Genomic DNA, 3532 nt, shown 5'->3' with positions numbered 1-3532 from the left:
GTCGGCGACGAGGCGGCCCCACTTCGGCGTCCGCTCACCGTCGTACCGCGCCTCGGGCATGGAGACGGCCACGGCTGCCAGCGGGGTGCCGTCCTCGTCGAGCACGGCGGCGGCGACGGCGCAGACACCCGGCCGGTACTGGTTGCGGTTGACCGCGTAGCCGTCGGTGCGGATCCGGTCCAGCTCGGCGCGCAGCTCGTCGGACTCGACGGGGGTCGTGTCGCTGAACCGCTCCAGCCCCGCCTCGATGAGGTCATCGACGTCCCGCCTCGGAAGGTGGGCGAGAACGGCGCGCCCGACGGCCGTGGCGTGCAGGGGTGAGGTGTCGCCGATCGTGTGGAAGGTGCGTACCGCGTGGTCACAGTCGACGCGGTCCACCACGACCATGCAGTGCAGGGCGTCCGGCACCGACAGGTGAATGGTCTCGTTCACCGCGTCCCGAAGGCGAACCATGGGCTCACGGGCGGCGGCGAACAGGCTGGACCCCTGCAGGGCGGCGGGGCGTACGGCCAGGACGCGGGCGCCGATCTCCCAGCGGGTGGTGTCCTTGCGGTTGGCGCGCAGCCAGCCGGCCTCCGCCAACGTGACCAACGTGCGCTGCACGGTGGATTTCGGCAGCCCGAAGAGCTTCGTCAACTCCCCTACGGTCACGGGCTGATGCTGGGCGACCGCCTCCAGGATCCGGAGCGACCTGGTGACGCTCTTCATTTCCATCCGGTTTCCCCCTGTTAATCCTCGAAAATTCTGCTGGACACCCTCTTGACGCCTCCCTGAAGCCGCTGCCATTCTCTGTGCCAGATTCTAGCACAGCATTCCACATAGTGGCACGGTCTTCGGGGAGATCCCCCGGAAGTGAGCCGGACTGCGAGACGCGGCGGTTGCGAGCCGCAGGTCCACGAGGGGACCTGGCTCCCGCCCAAACCATCTCGAATCGAACAGCCTCACGTCGAAGGCTCAGCATGCGCCTCGGCGATACGAAAGGAAAGTCCTGTGTCAGCTGCCAGGAAGCGCGTCGCGGTGATCGGCGTCGGAACGATGGGCAGCCAGGCCGCCTGGCGGCTGGCGGCCCGCGGCGCCGACGTCGTCGGATACGACCGCTACGCACCCGGCCACGACCGCAGTGCCGCAGGCGGCGAGTCCCGGATCTTCCGCAGCGCGCACTTCGAGGACTCCCGTTACGTTCCGCTCCTCAAGCACGCGGACGCCCTCTGGGAACAGCTCCAGCAGGAGACCGGCCGCGAGCTGCGCCGTCTGACCGGATGCCTGCTCATGGGGCCGACCGAGCAGCAGCAGATGGCCACCGTCCTCGAGTCCATCGCCGAGCACGACCTCGACCACGAGGTACTGGACGCCGAGACGCTCGCCAAGCGCTTCCCGCAGTACCGCATCGAAGACGGCGACGCGGCCGTCCTCGACCGCCGCGCCGGGTTCATCCGCCCGGAGCTGACGATCCAGACCGCCGCCCGCCGCGCCGAGCAGCTGGGCGCCGTGATCCACCGCTACAGCACGGTCCGCGAGATCGTCCCTGTCGCCGGCGGCGTGGAGATCCGCACCGACTCCGGCAGCGAGCGCTTCGACACCGCCGTCGTCACGCCCGGCCCCTGGGTCAACGACCTGCTGCCCGACCTGCCCTGGGAGGTGGAAGTCCGCCGCCTCGTCAGCGCCTGGTACGTACCCACCGCCCCCGACGCCTGGTTCGGCGAGGAGCGCCCGGCGTTCATCCGCACGGCACCCACCCACTGCTACGGCCTGCCCTCCCCGGACGGCATCTCGGTCAAGCTCGGACTGTCCCGCGCGCTGCACCAGCTCGCCGACGACCCCAACCAGCTGGACCGCACCGTGCGGCCGGACGAGCTGGAGATCTTTTCCGAGCTGATCGGGCGGTATCTGCCCGACCTGCACCCGGACCCCACCCGCCTTTCCGTCTACATGGAGGGCTACACCGAGAGCAGCCGCCCCCTGGTCGGCCCGCTGCCCGGCGCCGAGAACGTCATCCTCCTCGCCGGATTCTCCGGCCACGGCTTCAAACTCTCGCCCGCCTTCGGTGACATCGCCGCGGACCTCGCGCTGGACGGCGCCTCGCCCCAGCCCATCGACTTCCTGTCCACCGTCGGCCGTACGGAGGCATGACCATGCAGGACGCCACCCTCCGCGTCGGCTCCCTTCAGGCCCTGCCCGGCACCAAGGCGCGCGGCACCGTCCAGGCCGATCTCGGCACCCTCACCACGGACATCCCGGTGACCCTGGTCAACGGAACCCGCCCGGGTCCCCGGGTCGTCATCACCGCCGGTGTGCACGGCGGCGAGTTCACGCCCATCGAAGCCGCCGTGCGCCTGGCAGACCTGCTGGAGCCCGGTGAGGTGAGCGGGCAGGTGATCATCTGTCCGGTCGCCAACCCGCCCGCCGTGTACCAGGGCCGGCTCAACGTCTCCCCGGTCGACGGCGTGAACCTCAACCGTGTCTTCCCCGGCGACCCGGCCGGGGGCCCCACCGAGCGACTGGCCGCCTGGCTCTTCGCGAACCTGGTCGACGGCGCCGACGTCTACATCGACCTGCACTGCGGCGGCATCGACCAGGTCCTGCGGGACTTCGTCGGCTACCGCCTCACCGGTGACCCGGACCTGGACAAGGTGACGGCCGAACTGGCAGGCTCCTTCGGCATCCAGGACGTCATCCTGGGGCTGACGCCCGAGGGCGGCAACAGCCACGCTGCCGCCGCCCGCCGGAACATCTCGGCGGTCCTCGTAGAGGTGGGCGAGCTCGGCCGGCGGGACGAGGCCACCGCCCTCCGCCGTGTCGACGGCCTGCTGAAGGCACTTCGCCATCTGGGCGTCCTCGACCAGAACGGTTCCACTCCGGCACCGATCCGCGAGTGGGTCTGGTCCGCCGGCGTCACCGCCGAGGCCACCGGCCTGTGGTTCCCGGAGTTCTCCTTCGACGCCGACGTCATCGGCGAAGTCGCCGAGGGCGACCTCCTCGGCCGCATCGTCGACCCGACCGACGGCACGGAGCACACCGTCCACGCCCCGGCCGACGGACGGATCTTCTACGGCATGCACGGCCTCACCGTCGCCACCGGTGCCGAGCTCGCCGCCCTCGCCGTCCCGTGGGACCCCGACGCGGCCGCCCGGGCCGACACCCTCCGGCCCCCCGGTCTGGGCGCCGGATCAGACGAGGCGGACCCCCGCCCCTAGACCCCCCTTCCCCCCACCCCCCTTTCCATGTCCCCAGCCACTCCCTTCCCACGGCCAGCACCACCCAGGAGGCACACGATGAAAGATGCCCGAATAGACCGCAGACTGTTCCTGCGAGGAATAGGCGGGGTCACTGCGGGTGTCGCCGCCGCGACCGCCCTCTCCGGATGCGGTACCGGTACCAGCCGGGCCAGCGCCGGCAGCGGCGGCAAGGGCGGCAAGACGGTGGTCGTCCGTGACAGCGGCGGTTCCTATGGCGCGGCGCTGCAGAAGGCGATCTACACGCCGTTCACCCAGGAGACCGGCATCCAGGTCAAGGTGCTGAACCTGGACGATGC

3 protein-coding genes and 1 pseudogene are annotated in these 3532 nt (G+C 70.7%); 3 read left to right on the top strand and 1 reads right to left on the bottom strand.

All coding sequences use genetic code 11. The features are described from left to right. The coding region (locus ABT116_RS40875; protein WP_351645213.1) for an IclR family transcriptional regulator at nt 1-708 on the bottom strand (708 nt) is incomplete at its 3' end. Between the two features lie 282 nt (nt 709-990). On the opposite strand from ABT116_RS40875, the gene solA reads away from it, so the two are divergent. The 3 genes and pseudogenes from solA to ABT116_RS40860 form a co-directional block, all read left to right on the top strand. Continuing rightward, nucleotides 991-2130, top strand: coding sequence for an N-methyl-L-tryptophan oxidase (solA, locus tag ABT116_RS40870; protein ID WP_351645211.1), 1140 nt, complete (start codon nt 991-993; stop codon nt 2128-2130). Then, entirely contained in the window at nt 2127-3194 is a 1068-nt protein-coding gene (locus tag ABT116_RS40865) for a succinylglutamate desuccinylase/aspartoacylase family protein (protein WP_351645209.1), read from the top strand. The genes solA and ABT116_RS40865 overlap by 4 nt, the downstream gene beginning before the upstream one ends. A 78-nt stretch (nt 3195-3272) precedes the next feature. Further along, nucleotides 3273-3532: pseudogene (locus tag ABT116_RS40860) on the top strand (ABC transporter substrate-binding protein); the annotation flags it as partial.

The organism is Streptomyces sp. NPDC002130, from assembly GCF_040296465.1.
Classification (GTDB): Bacteria; Actinomycetota; Actinomycetes; order Streptomycetales; family Streptomycetaceae; genus Streptomyces.
Note: the sequence above shows the minus strand (reverse complement) of the source record. Positions and strands in the feature narration are given on the sequence as shown.

Coding starts and splice junctions, on each gene's coding strand:
- ABT116_RS40865 (WP_351645209.1), top strand. CDS start 2,127: ATGACCATGCAGGACGCCACCCTCCGCGTCGGCTCCCTTCAGGCCCTG.